This is a genomic window from Deinococcus sp. Leaf326 (genome assembly GCF_001424185.1).
GTDB lineage: Bacteria > Deinococcota > Deinococci > Deinococcales > Deinococcaceae > Deinococcus.
In genome coordinates, this window is the sequence record NZ_LMOM01000001.1 from 479,572 (window position 1) to 504,903 (window position 25,332).

The window sequence follows — 25,332 nt, forward strand, 5'->3', positions numbered from 1 at the left end:
CCGGCATGAACGCTCTCCTCCCTACGCGTGCTGAAATGCAGGCCATGACGATTCATCCCGACGCGGCCGCCGACTCTGCTCCTCACCCCCAGCCGCCTCACCTGCTGCTGGGCGTCTGCGACTACCCCGAACAGGTGCCCGGCGAGCGCTGGGCACCCTATGCCCGGCAGCAGCGCGAGCTGGGCCTGAGCTTCGTGCGCGTCGCCGAGTTCGCCTGGAGCCGCATGGAGCCGCGCCCCGGCGAGTACGAGTGGGCCTGGCTCGACGAGGCCGTCGGGACATACGCCGCCCAGGGCCTGCGCGTGGTGCTGTGTACGCCGACCGCCACCCCGCCCGCGTGGCTGGTGCGCGCCCATCCCGAAATCCTGCCGGTGGACGACCAGGGCCGCGTCCGCGAGTTCGGGTCGCGGCGGCATTACGACTTCGCGTCGCCGGTGTACCGCGAGCACTCGCGCCGCATCACGCGCGCCATCGCCGAGCGCTACGGCGAGCACCCGGCCGTCGCCGGCTGGCAGACCGACAACGAGTTCGGCTGCCACGCCACGTCCCGCAGCTACGGCGGCGCGAGTGCGGCGGCCTTTCCCGGCTGGCTCCAGCGGCGTTACGGCAGCCTGGAGGCCCTGAACACGGCCTGGGGCAACGCCTTCTGGAGCATGGAGTACACGGCCTGGGACCAGATCGCCCCGCCCGTTCTGACCGTCACCGAGGCCAATCCGGCGCACGCCCTCGACTACGCCCGCTTCTGCTCGGCCATGATCGCCGAGTTTCAGGCCGAGCAGGTCGCCATCCTGCGCGAGTGCTCGCCGGGGCGGTTCGTCACGCACAACTTCATGATTTTCGAGTCGGGCTTCGACCACTACGAGGTCAGCCGGGGACTGGACTTCGCCACCTGGGACAACTACCCGCTCGGGATGCTGGAGTTCTTCGCGCCCCCCGGCTTCGAGGCCGAGAAGCTGGAGTTCGCGCGCACCGGCCACCCCGACCTCGTGGCCTTCAACCACGACCTGTACCGGGGACTGCTTGCGGGCGTACCTGGCCGCCTGGGACGCGAGGGTCCCGGCACCCCCGCCGGCCCCTGGGTCATGGAGCAGCAGTGCGGACAGGTGAACTGGGCCCCCTACAACCCGTTGCCCGCAGGCGGCGCGGTGGCGCTGTGGACCGCCCAGGCCTGGGCGCACGGCAACGACGTGGTGAGCTATTTCCGCTGGCGGGCCGCCACCGCTGCCCAGGAAATCCTGCACTCGGGCCTGCTGCGTCACGACGAGACGCCCGACCGGGGGCACACCGAGGTTGCCGCGCTGGACCTGGAAGGGTTCCCGGCCGGCGAGGTGCCCGCGCGCGTGGCCCTGCTGCACGACTACGAGAGCCTGTGGATCTATGACCTGCAACCCCACAGCGCGGGCCTGAACTACTGGGCGCAGACGCTGGCCTACTACTCCGCCCTGCGCGCCCTGGGGGTGGACGTGGACGTGCTGCACGCCGACGCCGACCTGAGCGGCTACGCGGTGGTCGTCGCGCCCGCCATCACCCTGATGACCCCGGAGCGCGCCGCGCGCTGGACGGCGGCCACGGAGGCGGGCGCCCGGCTGGTCTGCGGTCCGCGCACGGCCTTCCGCACCGGGTCGGGCGGCACGCCGGAGGGCGGGCAGTTCGGGCCGCTCGCCGCGCTGCTGGGCGCCCGCCTGCTCCAGTTCGACTCGCTGCGCCCCGGCCTCGAAACGCGCGTCGCTGGCCCCGGCGGCGAGCACGAGGCCTTCGCCTGGGCCGAGAGCTACCGCCCCGAGGCAGGCACAGCGGTCACACACCGCTACGTGGGTGGCCCGCTGGACGGTCAGGCGGCGGCCCTGTGCCGCCCAGGCGGTCAGGGCGAGAGCGTGGTCGTCGGCGCCCACAGCCCGGCCCTGATCACCGAGGTGCTGCGCGGCGTGCTGGAGCGCGCGGGAGTGGACACCACCGATCTGCCGGCGGGCCTGCGCCTGAGCCGGCGCGCCGGGCGTACCCTTCTCCAGAACTGGACCGCCGCCGCACTGACCTGGGAGGGAACAGAAGTACCGCCCGTGTCGTTCCAGGTTCGGGCCGACTGAGCAGCGGCCCGGCGTCTCCAACTGTTCCGGGAACAGGCCGCCTGCACGGCGCCTGTTCCCCTTTTTCTGGTCTCGGACGCCTGGACCCTCCCAGTTGAACCAGATTTGATTTGAACGTTCTATTGACGGCCAGTTGCGCGTATGGTTACATGGTTTTAACGTTCAAACCAGGAGCTGCCCAGGCTTCGTCCGCCCGACTTTTCAGGAGGTCAGCAGCATGCCCCGCGCCACGCTCAAGGATGTCGCCGCCCACGCAGGGGTCTCGCACCAGACTGTTTCCAACGTCCTCAACGGCCACCCTTCCATTCGTCCCGTCACGCGCGAGCGGGTGCAGGCGTCCATCAGCGCACTGGACTACCATCCCAACCAGGCCGCCAAGGCGCTGCGCGAGGCGCGCGTCACCACGCTGTGCTTCACCTCGTTCGAGCACGACCCCGACAACCTCAGCGACCCCTACCGCAACCTGATCCAGGCCGCGCTGACGGCCGAGGCCAACGCCCGGGGCTACAGCCTGGCGACGGCCTTCCTGGCCCACGACGAGGCGAGTCTGGACGAGCTGCGCCAGCGGTATCTCCAGCGCACCATCGGTGGAGCGGTCATCATCGGCACGCGGCTGCAGACCGCGCAGTGGGAGCGCATCACGTCCTGGGGCATGAAGGTGGTGCTGCTCGACCACATCCTGCCGGGCCAGGCCCACACGGTCAGCGCCGACTACGAGAGCGGCATGCACGCCCTGGTCGCCCATCACGTCTCGCGCGGCCGGCGCGACCTCGCACTCGTGCTGCCCACGCAGGACGACGGCAGCACCGCGCTCATGCGGCGTGACGCCTTTTTTGCGGCCGCGCGGCACTGGGGCGTGCGCGCCCGGCATATCGGCGGCGACTGGTCCTACGCCTCGGGCGAGCGGGCGCTGCTGGACCTGCACGCCTGGGGCGACCTGCCCGACGCCCTACTGGGCGGCAATGACCGCATGGCGACCGGGGCCCTGAGCGCCGCGCACGGCCTAGGCCTGAGCGTGCCCGGCGACCTGGCCGTCAGCGGCTTCGACGACTTCGACTTCGTGCAGTACCTCCACCCCAAACTGACCACCGTCCGCGTCCCACATGCCGAGATGGCGCGCGAGGCTGCGCGGCACCTCATCGCCCTGACGAACGGTGAAACCCCGCAGCCGCCCGACCCCTATCCCGTCTCGCTGATCGTCCGTGACTCGGCTTGAGAGCGCGACGAAGGAAGGCCGACGGAAGACTCGGGAGCGCCAAAGACCATGTCGGCACTCCGCTGGAATGAGCGAGGCGGAGAAAAGACGCCTGATGTCCTCCCCGCCGCAGCCCCGCCTGCCCTATCTTGAACGTTCAAGTTGATCCCAATTCGCTGGAGGAGTTTTCATGCCCACCCCCAAGATTGCTTTCGTCGGTGCCGGCAGCACGGTCTTCGCCAAGAACCTGCTCGGAGACATCCTGAGCTTTCCCGAACTCGGCGGCGCCGACATCCGGCTCTTCGACATCGACCAGACCAGGCTCGACGTGACCGAGCAGGTCGCACACCGGGTCGCCCGTACGGTCGGCGCGGCCCCCCGCGTGATCGCCACGACCGACCGCGACCGCGCGCTCGACGGCGCCGATTTCGTCATCAACATGATCCAGGTGGGCGGCTACCAACCCGCGACCGTCACCGACTTCGAGGTCCCCAGGCAGTACGGCCTGCGCCAGACCATCGCCGACACGCTGGGCATCGGCGGCATCATGCGGGGGCTGCGCACCGTCCCTGTCCTAGCCGACATGAGCCGCGACATGGAGCGGCTGTGCCCAGACACCCTGCACCTGAACTATGTCAACCCGATGGCCATGAACGTCTGGGGGCTGGCGCGCCTCACCCCGCGCGTCAGGACCGTGGGCCTGTGCCACAGCGTGCAGCACACCGCCGAGGAACTGGCGAACGACCTCGGCATCCCGGTCGGGGAAATCGACTACCTGTGCGCCGGGATCAACCACATGGCCTTCTATCTCAAGTTCGAGCACCAGGGCCAGAGCCTCTACCCCCGCCTGATGGAACTCGCCGAATCCGGCCGCGTGCCCGAGACCAACCGCGTGCGCTACGAGATGCTGCGCCGCCTGGGCTACTTCGTGACCGAGAGCAGCGAGCACTTCTCGGAGTACGTGCCTTACTTCATCAAGCGCGGGCGCGACGACCTGCTGGAGAAGTTCAACGTGCCGCTCGACGAGTACCCGCGCCGCTGCGTCTCTCAGATCGGCGGCTGGGAGCACCTGCGCACGCAGCTCCAGAACCCCGACGAACCCATGGAGGTGACGCGCAGCGTGGAGTACGGCTCGCTCATCATCCACAGCATGGTGACGGGCCAGCCGCGCGTGGTGTACGGCAACGTGATGAACAGCCCGGCGGACGGCTCGGCCGGCAAGCTCATCGCCAACCTGCCCGACGAATGCAGTGTGGAGGTGCCGTGCCTGGTCGACCGCCAGGGCATCCAGCCCACGCGCATCGGGCGCATCCCGCCGCAGCTCGCGGGCCTGATGCAGACCAACATCAACGTGCAGGCCCTGACGGTCGAGGCCATCGTGACCGGCAACCGCGAACACGTCTTCCACGCGGCGATGCTCGACCCGCACACGAGCGCCGAACTCGACCTCGACCAGATCTGGGCGCTGACGAACGACCTGCTGGACCAGCACGGCGACTTCATCCCGCAGAGTCTGCAGGCCGCCGACTGACCCTCCTGCCCGCGCCCCCACTCAGCTCTTCTCCCCCTTTTCGGAGTTTCCCATGACCCACCACTTCACCCTGAACATCGACCCCGCCGACCTCCTTGTCCTGACCAACGGCTACCAGTCGTGGAGCGAGGCCGAGCTGCGGCCCCTGCAAGGCACCCAGGTGCGCGCCAAACTGCACTGGATGACCGAGCAGGGGCAGGACCCCGCCTTTCCTCCCAGCGACGAGGCGGGCGTGTGGCGCAGCCATACCCTGGTCGCACTCGTGCGCGAGAACGGCGGAGGCTGGGTAGGCTGCGCGCTGGACGCCGCGCGCACCTTCGCCCACTGGGAGGTGCGCGCGGCCGGCGACCGGGTCGAGGTGAGCTGCGCCCTGGAAGGCCCCGAAGTCGAGGTCGCCTGGGAGGAGACGGACGACGTGATCGCTGCGGTCGAGCGCCTGAGCGCGCAGCTCGGGCAGAACATGGGCGCCCGGACGCCAGCGCCGCTGCGGGTGTGGTGCAGCTGGTACAGCTACTTCCGCGAGGTGACGCTCGGCGACATGCTGGACAATGCCCGGCTGGCCCTGGAAAAGGACCTGCCCTTCGACGTATTCCAGCTCGACGACGGCTTTCAGGCCGGTCTGGGCGACTGGTTCGACGCCGACCCGACGTTCGGCGGCCATGCCAGAGAGCTGCCCGCGCAGCTTGCGGAGCTGGGCTACCGCGCGGGGCTGTGGCTGGCCCCCTTCCTCGTCGGGCCAAACTCGCGGCTCTTCGCGGCGCACCCCGAGTGGCTGCTGAAGGACGCCGCGAGCGCGCCGCTGCTGCTGGGCGACAACTGGGGCGGGCCATACGCCGCGCTGGATACGACGCATCCGGAGGCGCTGGCGTGGCTGCGCGACCTCGCCGCGACCTGCCGCGAATGGGGCTACGACTACCTCAAGATCGACTTTCTGTATGCGGCGGCCTTTCCAGGGGTGCGGCACGACCCGTCGGTCAGCCGCGCGCAGGCGTACCGCATGGGATTGCAGGCCATCCGTGACGGACTGGGCGAGGACGGCTTCCTGCTGGCCTGCGGGGCACCGGTCGCCGCGAGCATCGGCATCGTGGACGCCATGCGCACCGGCCCCGATGTGACCCCCTTCTGGGACGACGAGCCGCGGCGCGTGCTGCTGGCCGACGGCGCGGTGCCCTCGACCCGCAGCGCCCTCCAGACCACCCTGGCCCGCTGGTACCAGCACGCGTGGTACCAGCCCGACCCCGACGTGATGATCGCCCGGCGCGAACTGAGCCTGCTGCGTGACCACGAGCGCGGCGCCATGCTGGGGATGCTCGACACCATCGGCGGCCTGCGCGCGAGCAGCGACCCCATCGCGATGCTGGGTGAAGACGACCTCGCGCTGCTGCGGCGCTCGCTGGACATCACGGCGCCCGACCGTCCCGTCGCCCTGACCACGGCGGGTGGCCCGACGGTGACGCAGTGGACGCGCGGCACCTTCAACATCGGCGACCGTCCCAGCGGCGACCTTCCTGCCCGCAGCTTCCGGGCGGCCGGGGGACAGAGTGTAGGACTGAACACAGAAGCCCAAACCCTGGTAGAACTGGCGCATGACTGAGTCACGTCTTCCGGGCAACCGGTTTCACAGCCAGGACTTCACCAAACCCGATGGGCGGCCCCTGACGCTCTACGGCGTGGCGCCCGTCAGCGTCACGTCCGAGATTCCCAGCCCCAGCCCGGAGGCCGTGGACGCCCGGCCGGTCATGCGCTGGCACCCCCTGCGCGGCGAGTGGGTCATGTACGCCGCGCACCGGCTGGGCCGTACCTTCCTGCCGCCGCCCGAGTACAACCCGCTGGCCCCCACCAGCGACCCCGAACACCCCACCGAACTGCCGCGCGGAGAGTACGACATCGCCGTGTTCGCCAACCGCTTTCCCAGCCTGACCCTCACGGCCCCCCAGCCGGAGCCGGGGCCGGCCGGCACGCGCGCGGGCATCGGCGCCTGTGAGGTCGTGGTATTTAGCCAGAGTGCCCAGGGCCGACTGGCCGACCTGTCGGGCGACCAGATGGCCCTGCTGATCGCCGTGTGGGCTGACCGCACCACCCGGCTGGCCGAGAGCGGCACGGTCAGGAGCGTGCTGGCGTTCGAGAACCGGGGCGTCGAGGTGGGTGTCACGCTGCACCACCCGCACGGCCAGCTCTACGCCTACGACCATATTCCGCCCGTGCAGGCGCGGATGCTGGAGCAGGCGCAGCGCTACCACACCGAGCAGGGCCGCGCCTGGCTGGGCGACTTCGTGGCCGACGAGCGGGCGGGGGGCGAGCGGGTCATTTTCGACGACGGCCTGGCCCTCAGCGTGGTGCCCCCCTTCGCGCGCTACACCTACGAGACCTGGGTAATGCCCGCCCGCCCAGTGGGCCTGCTGTCCGAACTGTCGGCCGACGAGCAGGCCAGCTTCGCGCGGGTCCTCAAGGACGCCCTGAACCGGCTCGACGGGCTGTTCGGCGGCCGGATGCCCTATCTCATGACGGTGCATCAGGCGCCGCTGGACGGCGAATACCCCGAATTCCCACTGCACGTCGAGCTGTATCCGTACCTGCGCGCGCCGGGCCGCATGAAGTACCTCGCGGGCACCGAACAGGGCGCGGGCGAGTTCGCCAACGACAAGTTCCCCGAGGTGGCCGCCCGCGAGCTGAAGGAGGTCGTGCTGTGACCACCTTCGAGACCTCTTTCGGCCATGCCCCCGAGGTCAGCGCCAGCGCGCCGGGCCGCGTGAACCTGCTGGGCGAGCACACCGACTATCAGGGGGGCTTCGTGCTGCCGACCGCCATCCCGCAGCGGGCGACCGTCTCGCTGCGGCGCAACGGCACCCGGGTCCACCAGCTCTACAGCGCCAACCTGGACCAGCGCCTGGAGGTGCCGGTGGGTGAGACTGGCAGCGGCTTCGCGCCCTACCTGACCGGCTGCCTGGAGCTGAGCGGCGTGAACGAGGGCCTGGACGTGCATGTCACCAGTGACGTGCCCAGCGGTGGCCTGAGCAGCAGCGCAGCGCTGGAAGTGGCGACGCTGCGCGCCCTGCGGGAGCTGTACGGCCTGGACCTGAACGACGTGGACCTCGCCCTGCGCGGCGTGGAGGTCGAGCACGAGTACGTGGGCGTCAAGTGCGGCGTGATGGACCAGATGGCGTCGAGCCTCGCCGACACCGGCACCATGCTCCTGATCGATACGCGCACGCTCGAGCGCCGCGCCCTGCCCTTTCCGGCCGGGGCGCAGGTCGTGGTGATCGACTCGGGCGTGCCGCGCCGCCTGGCTGAGAGCGGCTACAACGAACGCCGCGCCCAGGTCGAGGAGGCCGCCCGGCTCCTTGGCGTGCAACTGCTGCGCGACGTGACCGACGTGTCGCGTACCGGGGAGCTGCCCGACCTGCTCGCGCGCCGCGCCCGGCACGTGATCAGTGAGAATGCCCGTGTGCAGGCCGCCATAGGGGCTGACGCGGCGACCTTCGGCCAGCTCATGAACGCCTCGCACGCGAGCCTGCGGGACGACTACGCGGTCAGCCATCCCGAGGTGGACCGGCTGGTGGCGCTGCTCCAGGCCCAGCCCGACACCTACGGCGCGCGCATGACCGGCGCGGGCTTCGGCGGCGCGGTGGTGGCCCTCGTGCGAGCCGGGCAGGTGGCAGCCGTCACCGGTCCCGCCCTGGCCGAGTACGGCCCGCAGGCGGCGGTCGTCGTTCCCTGAACCTAACGGCGCAGATGGCCCCCTGTGCGTCCAGGGGCCATCTGTTCAGGGCAGCGCTGCTGTTCAGCCGCCCGAGTTGACCCGCACGTGCTCCACGAACATGGCCGTGAAGTCCGGGCGCTGTTCGGGGGTCAGGTGCCGCCCGGCGTCCCACAGCCCCGCCGACTTGAAGGCGCGCGGGCAGTGCATGAACGCCTCGCGCACCCTCACCACGATCACCGTGCGCGGGGGCTTGCCGTGCAGCGCCATACGCGCCAGCAACTCGGGGTCGGTGGTGAGGTGAGCGCGCCCGTTCACGCGGATCACCTCGTCCACGCCGGGCAGCAGGAAGATCAGCCCGACTTCCGGGTTCTGCACGATGTTTTTCAGGCTATCCAGGCGGTTGTTGCCGGGCCGGTCGGCCAGCAGCAGCGTGTGTGGGTCCAGCAGGGTCACGCAGCTTTCCGCGTCGCCACGCGGCGAGCAGTCGAGCTGGCCCTCGGCGTTGGCCGTCGCCAGAAAGCACAGCGGCGAGAGCGCCAGCGTAGCGGCCAGCCCCGCGTCGAGATGGTTCATCACCTTGAGCTTCACGCCCCGGCTGGGCTGAGGGTACATCGCCTCCAGCGCGTCGAGGCTCAGGACGGCGTGCGGGTCGGTCGCGGCGTTCACCCCTCCAGGATAGCGGCGCGGGCGAGCAGCCCACACGCGGCAAAAAAGCGCCCGGCCACTTAGTGCGGCCGGGCGCTTTCTCGTTCAGATGCGGAAACTCAGGCGACCTGCTTCTTCTTGCCGGTCGCGGCGGGCGCGGCCTGCTCCTGGCCCAGCGCCTGGCTTTCCTTGAGGCGGAAGATGACCAAGCTGCCCACAAAGGTGCAGGTGATCATGCCGTGCGCATTGAGCAAGCTCAGGGCGGCCATGATCTCCTCGCGGCTCAGGCGCAGCTGCTCGCTCATGTACAGGGCGCTGTCGGCGCGGCCTTCGAGGTAGTCGCGGATGCGCTTGGCGTCGGTGGTCAGCGGCGTGGCGGGCACGTCGGCGAGGCCGGGATCGGCCAGACCGTACACGGCGCGGGTGCCGGTGCCGGGCAGGCGGCGCACGCGGCCCTGATCAAGCAGGCTGGCGAGCGCGGCGCGCAGGTGCGACAGCGCGAGGCTGGTGGTCTTGGCAAGCTCAGTTTCGACCCACTCGGGCTTGCTTTCGAGCGCCTTGAGCACGAGCTTCTCGTTGGCGCGGCGGGTTTCCTGAAGATCTTCGAGGGTGGGGGGATTGAACATGCAGCTCCTCCGGGAGAGGCGGAGTACACAGCTCCGGACTGACGCCGGAATCTGCCACCGCTGAGGACAAAACGAGTAGAACTGGACCTGGTACAAACAGGTGCGCCTGTCTGCGCAACTTTCCTATTGTGACAGATTTTCTCTTATTTCGGATGAGGAAATGCACAGGAAAGCCCCGCCAGCAGGGGGCTTGCGCCTTGCGGGCAGGAACGGTCTGAGAATCTTCGGGCGAGTCTAGCTCAGGTCGTGTAGTCGGCGTTGATACTCACGTAGGCGGCGCTCAGGTCGCAGCCCCAGGCCTCGCCGCTCGAGTCACCGACACCCAGGTTCACCTCAAAGACGACCTCCTCGGCCTTCATGCTACCGCTGACGGCCGCTGCGTCGTAGGTCAGGGGCTTGCCGGCGAAGACAGGCGTACCCTGCACGGCGACCGTCATCTTCTCGATGTCCACGCCCGCGCCGCTGCGGCCCACCGCCATGATGACGCGGCCCCAGTTGGGGTCCGAGCCGTGCACGGCGCTCTTGAGGAGCGGGCTGACGCAGCAGGTCCGGGCGGCAGCCAGGGCCTCGGCCTCGGTGCGCGCGCCCGCGACCTTGACGGTGAGCAGCTTGGTGGCTCCCTCGCCGTCGGCGGCGATCTGGCGGGCGAGGTCGCGCATCACCCCCTCAAGGGCTGCTAGGAACTCGGCCTCCTCGGCCGCTCCGGCCTGACCATTGGCGAAGACGACCGCCATGTCGCTGGTGCTCGTGTCACCGTCCACCGTGACCGCGTTGAAGGTCCGCGCGATGATGGCCGGGAAGGCCGCCCGGAGCGCCGCCTGGTCCACCGCCGCGTCGGTGAAGGCAAAGGCGAACATGGTCGCCATGTCGGGGTGAATCATGCCGCTGCCTTTGGCCGTGCCCACGATGCGCGCGCCGGTGCTCAGGGTGGTGTGCGCGGTCTTGGGCCGGGTGTCGGTCGTCATGATGGCCGTGGCGAAGGGCAGCGCGGCCGTCTCCAGTTCGGTGGGCAGATGCTCGATGCCGCTCAGGACCCGGTCCATCGGCAGCAGGTGGCCGATGATGCCGGTGCTGGCACTCAGGACCGCATCCTCGGGCACGTCGAAGACGCTGGAGAGCGCTTCGGCCATCATGGCGTTGTCCTGAGCGCCCTTACGGCCCGTGGCGGCGTTGGCGACCCCGGCGTTGACCACCAGTGCTCGCACCGGCCCCCCCGCGCCCGCCAGCTCGCGGTTACGCAGCACGCTGGCGGCGGCGGTGGTGCTGCGCGTGCCCGCGAAGGCCCAGGTGCAGTCGGTGTCGCTGACCACGCAGCTCAGGTCGGTCTTGCCACTGGGCTTGATGCCCGCCGCCATCGCCGCTGCCCGGAAACCGCGGGGGAACTGCAAAGGAGAATCGCTCATGGGCGCGAGTCTAGAGCAGTTCTCCAGCGGAAGGCCGCCGGAAAATATTGATACCGGCGTCGATTCGTCCTCTTCCTCCACCACCTCGGTGGCGCAGGAGGCCACCAGACGGCGCCCTGTTCTCCGACAATCAATTCAGAGTTACGCTGTATTTGGTCCCCCGACCGTTCCTGTTTTACCTCTTGAAATTCACTAGGCGTTTTACAAATCACGAGTCGAATAAGATTGGAAAAATGAAGTTTTAAATAGTAACTCCGGATAAGCTTTTGCCCGGTACTACACGTTTTTCCCTCAGTCTAATGGCTCATGTAGGCTATTCGGCTTTTCTGATAGGAACGGTTGATGCGGAAGAACACATCTCTCACCCCACACATTGCTGCCGAACCCGTAACTTCCAATAACTGGCGAGCCGTCGCTGCGCTCCAGGTCAAACCTGACCAACAGGAATATGTCAATTCTCCCGTCTTCAATCTGGCGCTCTGTCAGTACAGCCCGGCAGGTTGGTCGCCGCTCGCTCTACGTAGAGAAGATCAGATCGTCGGTTTTTTGATGTGGGCGGTCGATCCGGCAGACCAGAGCTGCTGGCTGGGAGGCGTCATGATCGACACGGCGTTTCAGGGGTTGGGCTACGGAAAAAAGGCTGTGGCGGCGGCTCTCTCAATGCTCCGTGCACAGCATGGACATCACCAATTCGCGCTGTCATATCACCCGGAAAATACCGTGGCACGCCGTTTGTATCTGGGTCTCGGGTTTCAGGAGACCGGAGAAGTAGAGGACGAGGAAGTCGTCGCCCGTTTAGAGGTCACGGCGACGCTCTGAGCTAATCTCTGCGGATAGAGAGCGGTCCATCTTCTGCGCCGGCGGAGTCATGGATGACCGGTGAAAGCCAACATGGTTCTTAGTAGCCCCTGGCCTGCTCCATCAGCTGCCCGATCAGGCCGCCTCAACGCGCGGCGTTTCGCCCGGCCACCCGGCTACTTCCGCCCCTAGAGTGGGGCGTATGGTGCCCTATCCCACCCTTGCCCAGCTCCGCGAGTTGCAGGCCATCGCCCAGGCGGGCCTGACCTATACCCGCGACCCCTACGACCGAGACCGCTTTGCCCGGCTGCGTGACCTGACGGCCGAGCTGCTGGCCGCGCAGACCGGGCAGGACGTGACCGAGGTGACGGAAACGCTGCGCGCCGAGCGCGGCTACCTGACACCCAAGGTGGACGTGCGGGCGGTCGTACTGAACGCGGCGGGCCAGGTACTGCTGACCCGCGAACGCGAGGACGGCCGCTGGAGCCTGCCCGGCGGCTGGGCCGACCCCGGCGAGAGTCCGCGCATGATCGCCGTGCGCGAGGTGCGTGAGGAGACCGGCCGCGAGGTGCGGCCCGTGCGCCTTCTCGCCGCGCTCGACAAGGCCCAGCACCCGCACCCGCCCGACCTGTGGGCCGTGTACAAGCTGTTCCTGCTGTGCGAACTGACCGGCCCCGAGACGGCCCATACCGAGAACCCGCACGCCGAGAATATCGAGACGCTGGAAAGCGCCTTCTTTGCCCCCGGCGCCCTGCCGCCCCTGAGCCTGGGCCGCAACCTCCCCGAGCAGGTGCGCCGCATGGTGGAACTGGCCCAGAACCCGGGGCTGGGAGTGGATGTGGACTGAGAACGCCGGGAACCGGAAGCCGCGCCGCTAAACTGCTGCGCATGACCTCTGGCCTTCCCCGGGATTTCATCCGCGCGCAGGACGTGCTGAGCGGGCGCGTGACGCCTGCCGAGACGCGGCGGCTCGAACAGCAGTACGGCAACGAGGAACTGCTCTACGGCCTCGACCTGATCGGCGTGGGTGGACCGTTCTCCCGCGTGACGCCCTGGGAGCTCGAGGACGAGCAGGGGCGGCGGCGCATCAATGCCAGCGGCTACGCGGCCACGCCCTTCGGCGACATGCCGCCTGTTCTGACCGAGTTTCTGCACGATTACCTCGACCAGAACCGCGCGATGGGGCTGGCCCAGCAGTCCAGTTCGCCCTGGCGCGCGGCGCTCGAGGCCAACCTGGTACGCCTGCTGGCGCGCGAGCTGCCCAGCCACAAAGACAGTCAGGTGTTCTTCTGCTCCAGCGGCACCGAGGCCATCGAGGGCGCGATGAAGTTCGCCAAGGCGTGGCGGCCGAAGGCGCGCGCCTTCATCTCGTTTTCCAGCGGCTACCACGGCAAGACCTACGGCGCCCTGAGCCTCACGCCCAACCCCGAATACCAGGACATCTTCCGGCCGCTCGTGCCGGGCGCCCTCACCAGCCCCTACGGCAACCTCCAGGCGCTGCGCGACCTCATCCGCCGCCTGGGGCCGGACAAGGTCATCGCGGTGGTCGTCGAACCCATCCAGGGCGAGGGCGGCGTGAACATTCCCCCGCCCGGCTTCCTGAGCGGCCTGGGCGAACTGTGCCGCCAGCACGGCATCGTGGTGATCGCCGACGAGATCCAGACCGGACTGGGGCGCACCGGCCACTGGTTCGAGTCGGCGGCGCAGGGCCTGGACCCCGACATCGTCACGCTCGCCAAGCCGCTCGGCGGCGGCATGACGGCCGTCGGTGCGACCATCGTGCGCGGCCCCATCTACAAGAAGATGCTCGGCGGCCTGAGCAGCAAGCGGCACTCGAACACCTTCGGCGGCGGCGCCCTGAGCATGGCGGTGGGCCTGAAGTCGCTGGAATACCTCGTCGAGAACGATTTTCCGGCCCGCAGCTTGGCGCTGGGCCAGCAGGGACTGGCGCACCTGCAGGAACTGCAGCGCCGCTTTCCCCGGCTCCTCGAATCGGTACGCGGCCAGGGCCTGCTGCTGGCAATGCAGTTTCAGCCTGTGGTCGGCCTGCCGCTGCCAGGGATGCTCAAGGAGCTCGCGCACGAGGCGACCGCCATCCTGGCGCTGCGTGAACTGCACGGCGCCGGCGTCATGGCCAACCTCAGCCTGAGCAGCAAGCGCACCGTGCGCCTGACCCCGGCGCTGGACATGCCGGACGACGTCTTCGCGGAGATGCTGGCCCGCACCGAACGCTTCACCCAGTTCAACCCGAGCTCGCGCTACCTGCTCACCAACACGCCGCCGCAGCTCCTCGCCCGGCTCGCGGCCTTCGCGGCGAGCAAACCGAAGAAGCGGACGCCGAGCGACGGCTGAGAACCCCGCCTCCTACCCCCCTGTGTCCTGACCCAGCCCGCAGGCCCGCAGCACCAGTACGTTGACCTCATCGCGGGCCAGCCGGCGGGCCCGTAGGGGCAGCCTCGGCGGCAGGGCGCTCAGGCCGGGCACGAGCGGCCTGAACGCGAACTCGGGCCGTACGATGAGGTCGCGCCCGGCGGTCAGCGCCACCACGAAATCGAGCCTCAGCTCGAAATGGGCATTCAGCTCGTCGCGCAGCGGCCCGGAGTCGCCCGCCAATAGGGCCACCAGGGCCGGGTGCGTCTCGAAGCCGTCGTCCAGCACGGCGAGGAGCGGCGTAGGGTCCACGAAAAACCCCGCACCGCTCAGGGCGTAGCCCGCAACACGCCGCCGCGCCGTCTCGGGCGGGTCGCCGCGAACGAGCGAGACCGTGCGCCCCTGCACCTGCGCTCCGCGCAGCAGCGCCCAGAGCCGCCCCAGACTGGAATAGCTCGCCAAGCCCACGTACCCGGCGGGTTTGCCGGACAGGGGCCGCGTCGGGCGAATACTGGGCGCGGAGGTCATGGGGCGATGCTACGCGCCGGCGGCACCCCGCACCGGCCGCCCGCGAACATTTCTCAAGTCTTTCCCAATGCCTGCGTGGGACAGCACACTTTTCCATTTATTTGAACCGGGTACAAAATAGAGGTATGACCGCAAAATCCGGCCCGAACCCGATGGCCCTGCTTGCCCAGATTGACCTCGAAGCGCTGGGTCGCCTGAGCGAGAAGGTGGATCTCGCCGCGCTGCTGGGGGCCGCCTCCAAGATGAGCGACAAACAGCTCTCGCAGCTCACGCGCATGATGGCGGGTGGTGAACAGAAGCGCCCCGAACTCCCTGCCCCAGACGCCGATTTCTTCGGGCAGCTGAACGGCCTGAGCGACGACGAGCGCGCCGTGGCGACGACGGTGAAGGACTTCATGCACGCGCAGGTCGCGCCGATTATGAACGAATACTGGAACCGTGACGAGTTCCCGCGCCACCTCATTCCCGAACTGCGCAAGCTCGACCTGCTGCGCAAGGTGTGGAATGAGGACGGCAGCCGCAAACCCAACGCGACCGTCATGGAAGGCCTGATCACCATGGAAGCCTGCAAGGTGGACGTGAGCACCGCCGTCTTCTTCGGGGTACACGCGGGTCTGGCCTTCGCCAGTATTGCGCTGGGCGGCAGCGCCGAACAGAAGGCCGAGTGGCTGCCCAAGATGATGGATTTCGAGGCTGTCGGCGCGTTCGGCCTGACCGAGCCCGAGGGCGGCTCGCAGGTCAGCCAGGGGATGCGGACCACCTGCAAGCGCGACGGCGACGGCTGGACCCTGCGCGGCGAGAAGAAGTGGATCGGCAACTCGACCTTCAGCGACTTCACGGTGATCTGGGCGCGCGACGTGGACACGCAGGAGGTGCGCGGCTTCATCGTGCGTGCGGGCACCCCCGGCTACGAGGTGAAAAAGATCGAGGGCAAGACCGCCCTGCGCATCGTGGAAAACGGCCAGATCACCCTGACCGACTGCCGCGTGCCCGAGAGTGACCGCCTGCAGGAGGTGCGGGGGTGGCGCACGACCGCCGAGGTGCTCAAGCTGACGCGCGCCGGGGTGGCGTGGCAGGGCGTGGGCTGCGCGATGGGGGCCTACGAACTGGCGCTGGCCTACGCCCAGAACCGCGAGCAGTTCGGCAAGCGGATCGGCGAGTTCCAGCTTATCCAGAACCACGTCGTGCACATGCTGGGCAACGTGACGGGCATGTTGGCGACCGTGCTGCGCCTGTCGCACATGGCCGACGCGGGCGAGATGCGTGACGAGCACGCCGCCCTGGCCAAGGTGGTCACGGCCGCGCGCTGCCGTGAGACGGTCGCCCTGGCCCGCGAGACGCTGGGCGGCAACGGCATCCTGCTGGAAAACGGCGTCGCCAAGCACTTTGCCGATACCGAGGCCATCTACTCCTACGAGGGCACCAACGAGATCAATACCCTGGTCGTAGGGCGCGCGGTGACGGGCCTGAGCGCCTTCGTGTAAGGACCGCCTGAAGAGGGGGCCGCCGGGGCAGGATTCCCCGGCGGCGGCCCCCTTTCGTGTCCTGTCGGATCACCACGGGTGAGGACGTTCCGCGAATTGGGCCGAGACGGCCCCCACCTGCCTAACCGTCCTACCGGCTTCCCGGTTCCGGGAGATCCAGCCGTTCGGGGGCAGTGTAGACCGTGAACCGGCCTTCGCGCGTAAAGGCGCACAGCGTCACGCCGAAGGTGGCGGCCGTGTCCACCGCGAGACTGCTCGCCGCTCCAACCGCCACGACCACCGCCGCGCCCGCCGTGACGGCCTTCTGCACGATCTCGAAGCCGGCACGGCTGCTGACTGCCAGCACCGTCCACGAGAGCGGTAGTCCGCCGCGCAGCGCGGCCCAGCCCACCACCTTGTCGGTGGCGTTGTGGCGGCCCACGTCCTCGAAGGCGGCCAGCAGCTCTCCTTGCGGCGTGAACAGGCCCGCCGCGTGCAGCCCACCCGTCGCCCCGAACCCCGGTTGCGCGGCTCGCAGGCGCTCGGGCAGAGCGGCAACGACCGCCGGGGCCAGAGGCCCGCCGGTCCACTCGGGCGGCCCCGCGCGCACGGCGAGACGCTCGACACTGCCGCTGCCGCACACGCCGCAGGCACTCGACGATACGCTCAGCCGCGCGCCCAGGGCCAGGCGCGCGTATTCGGGCGTGTGCAGGTGCCAGACGTTGGCGTTCTCGGGATCGGGGTCCAGCGTCCGCTCGGCGGGCAGCAGGCCCTCGGAGACCAGCCAGCCGGTCAGCAGCTCGCGGTCATGACCGGGCGTGCGCATGAGCACGGCGAGCGCCAGCGGGCCGTCCGGGCCGTGCAACCGCAGTTCGAGGGGTTCCTCGACCGCGAGCGTATCCTCGTGTGCCTCGGTCGCTCCCCCGGCGAGACGCAGGGCTGGCACGCGCAACAACGCGCCCAGGCCCGGCGGAACCCCCGGCTCAGCGGGCGCCGCGGTCCACCTCGCTCTGGTTGCCGGTCTCGGTGTCCTCGCCGCGCGACTCGCGCAGGCCGCGCCCGACGCCCTTGAGCAGTCCGAACAGCGCTCCTAGCGCCAGTTGCACGTCGCGGTCCCGCATCAGGCCCACGAGGTCGCCCAGGCCCACGCCCTTGCCCTGGGCCACACTCTGGGCGCCCTCGCTCACGCCGAGTTGCAGCGCGTGCCCCAGCGAGCGCAGTTCACGGTGGTCCAGACCCTCGAGCATCTTGACGATCTCCACGCCGTTGCGCAGGACCGCCGTACCGCTCTGGCCGCCCAGGATGTGAATGGCGGCGGCACTCAGGCCCTCGCCGCCGCGCACGATCTTGATGAGTACGTCCAGCACGCCGTGTTCGTGCAGCTCACGCAGCAGTTTCAGGCTCTCGTCGAGGGCGGGCGCCGAGTCGTGGACGCTCTCCCCCAGCTTTTCTTCGGGGGTTTTGACGCGCGGGGTAAAGTCCAGTGCTTTGGCCATATCGGTTCCTCGGTGTGTAAAAAGACGCGCGGGGAAGGGGAGCCGCGCCGTTGCCCGGCTCAGCCCTCCCCCGCCCCGCTTCAGTCGTCAGTGCCTAGGCCGTCCACGCGGCGGTTGAGGCTGTCGCCCAGCAGCGCCAGTTCGCCGCCGGGAAAGACGTAATCAGGCCGCTGCCACTTGCGCTCGACCTCCACGCCGTCCTGCGGGGTGGGGTGGCCGTAGCGCGGGTTGGTTTTGGGCAGGGGATTGGGGCCGCTCTCGGTCAGCACCTCCATGCGCACGCGCGTGTCCTTGTAGGCGGGCGTGTGGGTCACGGGGTCGCGGTTCTGGCCGGTGAGGTGGTTGACCGCGTTCTCCGACTTGGCCGAGTTCATCGGCACGTAGACCTCGTTGCCGCTCACCCGGCCGGTGACCAGAGCGCGCAGGCGGATCGCGCCGCTCTCGCTGATGAGGCGGACGTACTGCCCGGTCGTCACACGGCACTCAGCGGCGAGTTCGGGGCTGAGTTCGACGAACGAGTCGGGCGCCTTCTCGGCGATGCCCTCGACCTTGAAGGTCATGTTGCCCTCGTGGAAGTGCTCCAGCATCCGGCCCGAGTTCAGGTGCAGGTCGAATTCCGCGTTGGGAGCGTGCTGGCGCGGCTGGTATTCGGCCGGGTACAGGCGGGCCTTGCCGTCAGGGAAGTTGAAGCGCTCGGTGTACAGCAGCGGCGTGTCGGTGCCGCTCTCGTCGACCGGCCACACGAGCGAATCGAAGCCCTCCAGGCGCTCGTAGCTCACGCCCGCGAAGATGGGCGACAGGCGGGCAACCTCGTCCATGATCTGGCTGGGGTGGGTGTAGCCCCAGTCGTGCCCCAGGCGCTTGGCCACTGCCGTATAGATCTGCCAGTCGGGCTTGGTGCCGCGCAGGGGGTCCATGACCTGATACAGCCGCTGGATACGGCGCTCAGTGCTCGTGAACGTCCCTTCCTTTTCCAGGCTGGGGCTGGCGGGCAGCACCACGTCGGCGAACTGCGCGGTGTAGGTGAAGTACAGGTCCTGCACCACGAAGAAGTCGAGCGCCTCATACCCCCCGACGAGGTGATTGGCGTCGGCGTCGGTCAGGCCCATTTCCTCGCCGGTCAGCCACAGCGACTTGAGCTGGCCCGCGATGGCCGCGTCGATCATCTGGGTGTTGTCCAGACCGCGCTCGGGCCGCAGGGTGACGCCCCACTCGCGCTCGTGGGTCTGCACGTTCAGGGGGTCGGTGACCTTGCGGTAGCCGCTCGTCTGGTCGGGCATGGCCCCCATGTCGGACGCGCCCTGCACGTTGTTGTGGCCGCGCAGCGGGTACGCGCCGGTGCCGGTGCGCCCGTAGTTGCCCGTGACCAGCAGCAGGTTCGAGATCGCGGTGCTCGTGTCGGAGCCGCCGCACTGCTGCGTGACGCCCATCGCCCACAGGATGCAGGTGCCCGAAGACTCGACGATCATGTGCGCGAGCCGTTCGAGGTCCTCGCGGGCGATGCCCGTCTCCTCGGCCGCATACTCCATGGTGTAGTCCCCGATCGACTCCCTGAACTCCCCCAGGCCGTTCACGCGCCCGGCCAGAAAGTCTTTGGCCTCCAGCCCGTTGTCGAGGATGTACCTGCTGATGGCCGAGAGCCACACGAAGTCGGTGCCGGGGCGGGGGCGCAGGAACACGTCGGCGCGCGTCGCCATCTCGTGCTCGCGGATGTCCACGACGACCAGCTTCTGGCCCGCGAGCTTGTGCGCGCGCTTGACACGGGTCGCCAGGACCGGGTGCGACTCGGCAGTGTTGCTGCCCACCGTGATGACCAGGCCGGCGTTCTCGATGTCGTAGATGGTCCCCGAGTCACCGCCGTAGCCCACCGTGCGCACCAGGCCCTGGGTCGCGGGCGACTGGCAATAGCGCGAGCAGTTGTCCACGTTGTTCGTGCCGATGACCTGCCGGGCGAACTTCTGCACCAGGAAGGCTTCTTCGTTGGTCGCCTTGCTGCTGGCGATGAAGGCCAGCGCGTCGGGGCCGTGCTGGGCCCGGATCTCCCCGAAACGCCAGGCGATCAGGTCCAGCGCCTCGTCCCAGGTCGCCTCCCGGAACCGACCGTTCTCGCGGATGAGTGGGGTGGTCAGGCGCTCGCCGCTGTTCACGTAGTCCCAGCCGAACTTGCCCTTCACGCAGGTCGAGATGCCGTTGGCCGGACCCTGGCCGGGCTCGACCTTGAGGATGTGGCGGTCCTTGGTCCAGACCTCGAAGGAACAGCCCACCCCGCAGTAGGTACAGACCGTCTTCGTCTTCTCGATGTAGCCCTCGCGGCCCGCCGACTCGATTTCCGAGACGTTCATGATGGGCTTGAGCCCGGTGGCCGCCTCGGTGCCCTTGACCAGATCGATGGAGGCGTTCCACACCGGCAGGGGAATGCCGGTGAACATGCCCGCCTCGGCGATCATGGACTTTTCCATCAGGGCGTTGCACGGGCACACGGTGACGCAGTGGCCGCAGCTCACGCAGCTCGACTCGCCGATGGGCGCGCCGCCGTCCCACAGCACGCGCGGCTGGCCCGCCTCCCAGTCGATGCTCAGGGTCTCGTTGACCTGCACGTTCTGGCAGGCCTCGACGCAGCGGCCACACAGGATGCACTGGTCGGGGTCGTAGCGGTAGAAGGGGTTGGACTCGTCCTTCTCGTAGCCCTTGGGCTGAAAGGGCCGCGTCTGGTGGTCGATGCCCAGCAGGCCCAGGGTGTTGTGCACCGTGCAGTTGCCGTTGTTGTTGTCGCAGACCGTGCAGTACAGGTCGTGGTTGCCCACGATGCGGTCGTAGGCGTCGCGCTGCGCCGCGCGGGCCGCGAGGGTCTGGGTGCGTACTGTCATGCCGGCCGTGACATGGGTCCCGCAGGCCCGCCCGACGGTTCCGTCAATCTCGACGGCGCAGGTGTCGCAGGTCTGGATGGGGCCGAGCTGCGGGTGGTAGCACACCTGCGCGAGCTTGATCTGGGCGCGGTTGATGGCGTCCACCAGCGGCTCGCCCTCCCAGGCCTGGAACGCGGCGCCGTCGATGAAGACGGTCGCCTCGGGCCCGGTAGGCAGGTGCGCCGGCCCGACACGGGCGCGCAGATGGGCATCGTTGGCGTGGGAAAGATGGTCGGTCTGGTCCATGTGAAAGCCGCCTTTAGAGGTGCTGTGCAGGAGTGAAGCCCAGGAAAAGTACGGCGGGTCAGTGCGGGAGACGTGCGCCAGTATAGGAACGAGGCGACCTGTTCACATTGAGCCGTCCCCACATTGAGCCAGCGTGAAGGGGCGTTCGACGCAGCGACCGCTGTCCTGCCTCACCGGCCACGGCGCAGCGGTTCCGGACTCGCGCGGCTCCCGGAGCGCCGTTATTGACCCATTGGCCTACAGACGGCGGGGGCAGGCGGAGTAGCCTTGGCCGCATGACCGACCTCCCCTCTGCCCCGTCCGGCGCCGCTGCCGCCGGGGCGCCCCCTGTTCCTACCCCGCCCACTCCGGCCGAGCTGCGCCTGCGCGCCCTGGCGACTGCCGGGCTGGTGGTGGGCATCTTCCTGAACGCGATGGAGGCCAGCGTGGTCTCGACCGCCATGCCCAGCGTGATCCGCGAGTTGCGCGGCGAGTCGCTCTACGCGCTGCCCTTTGCCGTCTACCTGCTGACCAGCACGGTCTCCAGCCCGCTGTGGGGCCGGGGGTCGGACATCCTGGGACGCAAGAAGCTGTACCTCGTCGGCGTCCTGCTGTTCCTGATCGGCAGCGCCCTGTGCGGCGCGGCGCAGAGCATGCCCTGGCTCATCGGCGCGCGGGCGGTGCAGGGCCTGGGCGCAGGCGCGCTGCTCACCATCTCGCTGACCATCGTGGGCGAGTTGTACAACCTCGAGGAACGCGGCAAGGTGCAGGCCTTCATCAGTGGGGTGTGGGGCATCTCGGGGCTGGCCGGGCCACTTCTGGGCGGCTGGCTCACCGATTCGCTGTCGTGGCGCTGGACCTTTCTGGTTTCACTGCCCTTTGGGGTGCTGGCCTTCGCCCTCGTCGCGCGCTTTCTCAAGCAGACGGGCATTCGCCGGGCGGCGCGGCTCGACTGGCCCGGTGCGGCGCTGTTCACGGCCGGCAGCGCCCTGATCGTCTGGGGCCTGGAAACCCGGGCGTGGCTGCTCGCCGGGCTGGGGGTCCTCGTGCTGGCCGGCGCCATCGCCACCGAGTTGCGTCACCCGGCCCCGTTGCTGCCCATGAAGGCGCTGCGCGAGCGCGTGCCGGGGGTGGCCTTCGCCGGCAATTTGCTCGGGGGCGCGGCCTACTTCGGGGTTATCGCCTACCTGCCGCTGTACGCCCAGAGTCTGTCGGGCGGCGGCGCGACGGCGGCCGGGGCCATCCTGACCCCCATGCTCGTCGGCTGGACCCTGACGAGCATCCTCTCGGCCCGGCTGATCCGTTCGGTGCCCCTGGCGCGGCTCTCTCAGCTGGGGTTCGCGCTGCTCGTGGTGATGTTTGCCCTCCTGATCCTGGCGGTCCACGCGCCGCTGTGGGTCACGAGCGCGCTGGGGTTCGCGGTCGGCATGGGCATGGGGTTCTCGATGCTCAGCCTGCTGCTGGCGGCCCAGCAATCGGCCACGGGCGGTGAGCTCGGCGCCGTGACCAGCGGCGTGCTGTTCGCCCGGCAGATGGGCGGCGCGCTCGGGACGGCAGTCATGGCGCTGCTCATCGGACCGGCGGCCATCGCGGCGGGCGGCTTCGAGCTTGCCGAAGGCCTGCGCCGGGCGTATGTCCTGTCGCTGGGGCTGGTCGCGGCCGCCTTCGTGGTAAGCCTGTGGCTGCCCGTGGTGCGCGCCGCGCCGGCCTCCCCTGCCGAACCCGTTCCCCTGGGACAGGACTGAGCCCCACGTGAGGAAAGCTGGACGGCCGGAAGCAAATTTGCCTCCGGCCGCCCTCTTTGGGACTTGGGCGCGGCGCGCCTACTCTGGGATGGCGCCACGCTGTCGGTATCTCAAACCACGCTTCCGCGGGGGCAGGAGGCACATGAACGCTCTCTACAGCCCCCAGAGTCCGTGCCACCCGGAGGCCGACCCGCACGGCAACGGCGTTTCTCAGGGCCGGCTCATGAGTCACATCTTAAGTTCTTGGGGCTGAGCGAAAAGTCACACTGGGGGCTAAGGTCTGGGCATTCGGAGCGCAGGTACCGCCTGAAACCCGAGCCGACCGCCCCGTTCTTTTCCGAGTCTTTCCGTTACCCAAGGAGCCTACCGTGACCACCCTGAATGCCGACCGTCTTTCCCAGCGCCTCTCGTGGCGCGGCGTCATCGCTGGCCTCGTGATGGGCCTCGTCAGCACCCTGACCATCATCGCCCTGGGCGCCGTCATCACGGCCCTGACCGGCCTGACCCTGACCGGCGTGGGCATTGCCGCCGCCATCTGGGCCGCCATCGCCGCGCTGGTAGGCGCCTACGCCGCCGGCCTGACCGCCGTGCGGGCCAGCGTGCCGGCCACCAGGAACGACGACGGGATCGCCGCCATGACCCACGGTGACGCCACTATGACCGGCCTGATCACCGGCGGCCTGATCGTACTGCTGACCACCCTGTTCGCCTTCAACGGCGCGAGCCGCCTCGTGGGCACCGCGACCAACGTCGTCAGCGGCGTGGTGGGCACGGCCGCGACCGGCGCCGCCGCTGCCGGTGCGGGTGCCGCCCAGGCCCCCGGCGTCCAGGGCTTTTTCAACAACATCTCGCCGGCCGACGTCGAAGGCCTAATCGCCGACAACACTGACCTCAATCAGGAGCAGGTGACTGCCACGGCCAACGTGGTCTCGGGCATCGTGCGCCGCGCCCAGTACGACCTCGGCAACACCGACCTGACGAACGTCACCGACTTCGCCCAGGCCCGCGTGCAGAACATCCGTCAGGCGCTGAGCGGCGAGCAGTTCGTGACCCGCCTCGAGCGTCAGGGCCTGAGCAACGCCCAGGCGACCGAAGTCCAGGGCGAGATCAACAAGGCCGTGGACCGCATCGAGACCCAGGCCACCCGCACCGCCCAGGCTGCCGAGCAGGCTGCGCGCGGCGCCGCCAGCACCGCCGGCTGGGCCTGGCTGCTCGCCAGCGGCCTGACGCTGCTCGCCTCGGTCTTCGGTGCCCGCAGCGCCGCGACCAGCCGCATCGCCCCCGCCGTGCCGGTTGCCGACGTGCGCGCCAACACCAAGCGCTGAGTCCAGTCCCACCAGAAAGCGCCGCACCCCATATCGGGAGTGCGGCGCTTTTCGTGCTGACCTTGCGGCCGCGCTTGTTGGCGGCGTTCAGGCCACCGGGTAGAAGAACACGGCGAAGGCCAGGATGACGTAGACCCCCAGCAGCAGCACGCCTTCGAGCCAGTTGGTCTCGCCGTCGCGCACGACCGAGTTGGCGATCAGGACGGCAGCGACGATGGCAATGAGTTCCAGCGGCGTCACGACCAGGTTCATCGGTTGCCCGACGATCAGGCCCGCGAGCACGAGCAGCGGCGCGACGAGCAGCGCGACCTGCACCGTACTGCCCAGGCTGATGGTCATCGAGAGGTTCATCTTGTTGCGCAGCGCGAACATGACGGCGGCGGCGTGTTCGGCCGCGTTGCCGATGATGGGAATGAGGATCAGGCCCACGAAGAACTCGGTGAGGCCGAGGCTGGCAGTCGCGGCCTCCAGCGTGCCGACCAGAAATTCGGACATGAAGGCGACGGCCACCGTACTCGCCGCCAGCACCCCGACAGCCAGCGCCACGCTCCAGGGCTTGCCGTCATGCTCTTCGGCGTCGTCGTCGTCCGAGGCCGAGAGCAGGTCGCTGTGGGTGCGCAGCGTGAAGAACAGGTACGAGATGTACATGATGATGAGCACGACCGCCGCCGCGTCCGAGAGATTCACGTCGAGCCGCGCGGCCGCCTCGGGCGCGACCGCCCGCGCGGCGTAGTCGAAGATGGTCGGAATACTCAGAGCGATCAGGCTGATGGTGAGCAGGCTGGAGATCGCCCCGGCCGTCTTGATGTTGAAGCGCTGCTCTTTGTACTTCAGGCCGCCAACAAGCACCGCCAGCCCCATCACCAGTAGCAGATTGCCCAGAATGGACCCGATGAGGCTGGCCTTGACGACTTCCAGCTTGCCCGCCTGAAGCGCGAAAAAGGCGATGATGAGTTCGGTCGCGTTGCCGAACGTGGCGTTCAGCAGCCCGCCGACGGCGCTGCCGGCCCGCACCGCGAGCTGTTCGGTGGCCTGCCCCATGATGCCCGCCAGGGGCAGGATGGCGAGCGCCGCACTGATGAAGATGAGGGTGGGGTTGCCCCCGGTGTATTCCAGGAAAGCGGCGATGGGCAAAAACACCAGCATCACGTTGAGCCACTTCACGGCTGGGCCTCGGTGGGGAAATCGGACATGGGCGGATTGTAACGGCCAGATGAAGCGGGCCTCCGGTCGGGTCGTCTGCCCCCGCCAGGGCTCTCAATCGGACCGCGCCCCGCCTGCTAGCCTGAACG

General features: G+C 68.9%; 20 protein-coding genes. 12 read left to right on the forward strand and 8 right to left on the reverse strand.

Annotation, left to right across the window (positions count from 1 at the left end):
- The first annotated feature begins 44 nt into the window (after positions 1-44).
- The 6 genes from ASF71_RS02415 to galK all read left to right on the forward strand — a co-directional run bounded on the left by ASF71_RS02415 (position 45) and on the right by galK (position 8,528).
- On the forward strand, positions 45-2,084 hold the full coding sequence (locus tag ASF71_RS02415; RefSeq protein ID WP_056295144.1) for a beta-galactosidase: 2,040 nt from the start codon (positions 45-47) through the stop codon (positions 2,082-2,084).
- Between the two features lie 217 nt (positions 2,085-2,301).
- Positions 2,302-3,300: a LacI family DNA-binding transcriptional regulator gene (locus ASF71_RS02420; RefSeq protein WP_056294236.1), complete on the forward strand. Its 999-nt coding sequence runs from the start codon at positions 2,302-2,304 to the stop codon at positions 3,298-3,300.
- A 169-nt stretch (positions 3,301-3,469) separates the two neighbouring features.
- The gene (locus ASF71_RS02425) at positions 3,470-4,810 is read left to right on the forward strand and encodes an alpha-glucosidase/alpha-galactosidase (RefSeq protein WP_056294239.1); all 1,341 of its coding nucleotides are present in this window, start codon (positions 3,470-3,472) and stop codon (positions 4,808-4,810) included.
- Between the two features lie 52 nt (positions 4,811-4,862).
- Entirely contained in the window at positions 4,863-6,404 is a 1,542-nt protein-coding gene (locus ASF71_RS02430; protein WP_056294243.1) for a glycoside hydrolase family 36 protein, read from the forward strand.
- Positions 6,397-7,500, forward strand: a complete 1,104-nt coding sequence (gene galT / locus ASF71_RS02435; RefSeq protein WP_056294245.1) for a galactose-1-phosphate uridylyltransferase — start codon at positions 6,397-6,399, stop codon at positions 7,498-7,500. The genes ASF71_RS02430 and galT overlap by 8 nt, the downstream gene beginning before the upstream one ends.
- The gene (gene galK, locus ASF71_RS02440; RefSeq protein ID WP_056294247.1) at positions 7,497-8,528 is read left to right on the forward strand and encodes a galactokinase; all 1,032 of its coding nucleotides are present in this window, start codon (positions 7,497-7,499) and stop codon (positions 8,526-8,528) included. Before galT ends, galK begins: the two co-directional genes overlap by 4 nt.
- Positions 8,529-8,591: 63 nt before the next feature.
- Here galK and ASF71_RS02445 read toward each other — a convergent pair whose 3' ends face one another.
- The 3 genes from ASF71_RS02445 to argJ form a co-directional block, all read right to left on the reverse strand.
- Complete coding sequence (locus tag ASF71_RS02445; RefSeq protein WP_235514092.1) at positions 8,592-9,176, reverse strand: MSMEG_1061 family FMN-dependent PPOX-type flavoprotein; 585 nt, start codon at positions 9,174-9,176, stop codon at positions 8,592-8,594.
- A 98-nt stretch (positions 9,177-9,274) separates the two neighbouring features.
- Positions 9,275-9,781, reverse strand: coding sequence for a transcriptional regulator (locus tag ASF71_RS02450; protein WP_014684745.1), 507 nt, complete (start codon positions 9,779-9,781; stop codon positions 9,275-9,277).
- A gap of 239 nt (positions 9,782-10,020) precedes the next feature.
- Positions 10,021-11,184 (reverse strand): bifunctional glutamate N-acetyltransferase/amino-acid acetyltransferase ArgJ, encoded by a 1,164-nt coding sequence (gene argJ, locus ASF71_RS02455; RefSeq protein WP_056294251.1) that lies wholly within the window; start codon positions 11,182-11,184, stop codon positions 10,021-10,023.
- A gap of 342 nt (positions 11,185-11,526) precedes the next feature.
- Here argJ and ASF71_RS02460 point away from each other — a divergent pair, with 342 nt between their 5' ends.
- From ASF71_RS02460 to ASF71_RS02470, 3 genes are all read left to right on the forward strand, one after another.
- Positions 11,527-12,003 (forward strand): GNAT family N-acetyltransferase, encoded by a 477-nt coding sequence (locus tag ASF71_RS02460; protein ID WP_056294254.1) that lies wholly within the window; start codon positions 11,527-11,529, stop codon positions 12,001-12,003.
- A 181-nt stretch (positions 12,004-12,184) separates the two neighbouring features.
- On the forward strand, positions 12,185-12,829 hold the full coding sequence (locus ASF71_RS02465) for an NUDIX hydrolase (RefSeq protein ID WP_056294257.1): 645 nt from the start codon (positions 12,185-12,187) through the stop codon (positions 12,827-12,829).
- 41 nt (positions 12,830-12,870) lie between these two features.
- Positions 12,871-14,334 carry an aspartate aminotransferase family protein gene (locus ASF71_RS02470; RefSeq protein ID WP_056294260.1) on the forward strand — a complete coding sequence of 488 codons (1,464 nt, stop codon included), beginning with the start codon at positions 12,871-12,873 and terminating at the stop codon, positions 14,332-14,334.
- Positions 14,335-14,346: 12 nt separating this feature from the next.
- Here the strand turns inward: ASF71_RS02470 and ASF71_RS02475 are convergent, their stop codons facing one another.
- Positions 14,347-14,880 (reverse strand): hypothetical protein, encoded by a 534-nt coding sequence (locus ASF71_RS02475; protein WP_056294264.1) that lies wholly within the window; start codon positions 14,878-14,880, stop codon positions 14,347-14,349.
- A gap of 125 nt (positions 14,881-15,005) precedes the next feature.
- Here ASF71_RS02475 and ASF71_RS02480 point away from each other — a divergent pair, with 125 nt between their 5' ends.
- Entirely contained in the window at positions 15,006-16,364 is a 1,359-nt protein-coding gene (locus ASF71_RS02480; RefSeq protein WP_056294267.1) for an acyl-CoA dehydrogenase family protein, read from the forward strand.
- A 130-nt stretch (positions 16,365-16,494) separates the two neighbouring features.
- Here the strand turns inward: ASF71_RS02480 and ASF71_RS02485 are convergent, their stop codons facing one another.
- The 3 genes from ASF71_RS02485 to fdhF all read right to left on the reverse strand — a co-directional run bounded on the left by ASF71_RS02485 (position 16,495) and on the right by fdhF (position 20,991).
- A complete protein-coding gene (locus tag ASF71_RS02485) occupies positions 16,495-17,289 on the reverse strand; it encodes a formate dehydrogenase accessory sulfurtransferase FdhD (RefSeq protein WP_235514093.1) in 795 nt (264 codons plus the stop codon).
- A gap of 37 nt (positions 17,290-17,326) precedes the next feature.
- Entirely contained in the window at positions 17,327-17,839 is a 513-nt protein-coding gene (locus ASF71_RS02490) for a DUF1641 domain-containing protein (protein ID WP_056294270.1), read from the reverse strand.
- A gap of 80 nt (positions 17,840-17,919) precedes the next feature.
- Positions 17,920-20,991 carry a formate dehydrogenase subunit alpha gene (gene fdhF, locus ASF71_RS02495; RefSeq protein ID WP_082505327.1) on the reverse strand — a complete coding sequence of 1,024 codons (3,072 nt, stop codon included), beginning with the start codon at positions 20,989-20,991 and terminating at the stop codon, positions 17,920-17,922.
- A gap of 275 nt (positions 20,992-21,266) precedes the next feature.
- Between fdhF and ASF71_RS02500 the strand changes: the two genes are divergently transcribed.
- Together ASF71_RS02500 and ASF71_RS02505 are read left to right on the forward strand one after the other, a co-directional pair.
- A complete protein-coding gene (locus ASF71_RS02500) occupies positions 21,267-22,715 on the forward strand; it encodes an MDR family MFS transporter (RefSeq protein WP_056294273.1) in 1,449 nt (482 codons plus the stop codon).
- Positions 22,716-23,083: 368 nt separating this feature from the next.
- Entirely contained in the window at positions 23,084-24,040 is a 957-nt protein-coding gene (locus tag ASF71_RS02505) for a hypothetical protein (RefSeq protein WP_056294278.1), read from the forward strand.
- 87 nt (positions 24,041-24,127) lie between these two features.
- Here the strand turns inward: ASF71_RS02505 and cax are convergent, their stop codons facing one another.
- On the reverse strand, positions 24,128-25,204 hold the full coding sequence (gene cax, locus ASF71_RS02510) for a calcium/proton exchanger (RefSeq protein WP_082505328.1): 1,077 nt from the start codon (positions 25,202-25,204) through the stop codon (positions 24,128-24,130).
- Positions 25,205-25,332: the final 128 nt, after the last annotated feature.

Coding starts and splice junctions, on each gene's coding strand:
- ASF71_RS02465 (WP_056294257.1), top strand. CDS start 12,185: ATGGTGCCCTATCCCACCCTTGCCCAGCTCCGCGAGTTGCAGGCCATC.
- fdhF (WP_082505327.1), bottom strand. CDS start 20,991: ATGGACCAGACCGACCATCTTTCCCACGCCAACGATGCCCATCTGCGC.
- ASF71_RS02430 (WP_056294243.1), top strand. CDS start 4,863: ATGACCCACCACTTCACCCTGAACATCGACCCCGCCGACCTCCTTGTC.
- ASF71_RS02480 (WP_056294267.1), top strand. CDS start 15,006: ATGACCGCAAAATCCGGCCCGAACCCGATGGCCCTGCTTGCCCAGATT.
- ASF71_RS02460 (WP_056294254.1), top strand. CDS start 11,527: ATGCGGAAGAACACATCTCTCACCCCACACATTGCTGCCGAACCCGTA.
- ASF71_RS02420 (WP_056294236.1), top strand. CDS start 2,302: ATGCCCCGCGCCACGCTCAAGGATGTCGCCGCCCACGCAGGGGTCTCG.
- ASF71_RS02415 (WP_056295144.1), top strand. CDS start 45: ATGACGATTCATCCCGACGCGGCCGCCGACTCTGCTCCTCACCCCCAG.
- ASF71_RS02490 (WP_056294270.1), bottom strand. CDS start 17,839: ATGGCCAAAGCACTGGACTTTACCCCGCGCGTCAAAACCCCCGAAGAA.
- galT (WP_056294245.1), top strand. CDS start 6,397: ATGACTGAGTCACGTCTTCCGGGCAACCGGTTTCACAGCCAGGACTTC.
- ASF71_RS02450 (WP_014684745.1), bottom strand. CDS start 9,781: ATGTTCAATCCCCCCACCCTCGAAGATCTTCAGGAAACCCGCCGCGCC.
- argJ (WP_056294251.1), bottom strand. CDS start 11,184: ATGAGCGATTCTCCTTTGCAGTTCCCCCGCGGTTTCCGGGCAGCGGCG.
- ASF71_RS02475 (WP_056294264.1), bottom strand. CDS start 14,880: ATGACCTCCGCGCCCAGTATTCGCCCGACGCGGCCCCTGTCCGGCAAA.
- ASF71_RS02425 (WP_056294239.1), top strand. CDS start 3,470: ATGCCCACCCCCAAGATTGCTTTCGTCGGTGCCGGCAGCACGGTCTTC.
- ASF71_RS02470 (WP_056294260.1), top strand. CDS start 12,871: ATGACCTCTGGCCTTCCCCGGGATTTCATCCGCGCGCAGGACGTGCTG.
- ASF71_RS02500 (WP_056294273.1), top strand. CDS start 21,267: ATGACCGACCTCCCCTCTGCCCCGTCCGGCGCCGCTGCCGCCGGGGCG.